Genomic DNA, 205 nt, shown 5'->3' with positions numbered 1-205 from the left:
CTGGTAGCGGCCGCGTCCGGGTTGATCGAGGAGTCCCTGACGAACGAGTCGTCCCAGGCGGGAGCGGGTGACGTTGATCGAGGGCTCATCGGTGGGCAGCCCGAAAAGTTCGTGCAGGTCGCGAACCCGGAAGACCCGTCCGGGGCGCTCGTTGAAGGCGGTCACGATGCGCTGGTAGACGGTGGCGGACCCCTCGGGAGATGGT

The 205-nt window shown here is 67.3% G+C and carries 1 protein-coding gene; it reads right to left on the bottom strand.

The genetic code is table 11. The annotated features are described in order from the left end of the window. A partial coding sequence (locus tag OO48_RS37130) for a type IV toxin-antitoxin system AbiEi family antitoxin domain-containing protein (RefSeq protein ID WP_245194928.1) occupies positions 1–165 on the bottom strand: 165 nt, incomplete at its 3' end. Positions 166–205: the final 40 nt, after the last annotated feature.

Source organism: Kitasatospora phosalacinea (assembly GCF_000716545.1).
Classification (GTDB): domain Bacteria; phylum Actinomycetota; class Actinomycetes; order Streptomycetales; family Streptomycetaceae; genus Kitasatospora; species Kitasatospora phosalacinea.
This window is presented reverse-complemented; position numbering and strand designations above follow the sequence as displayed.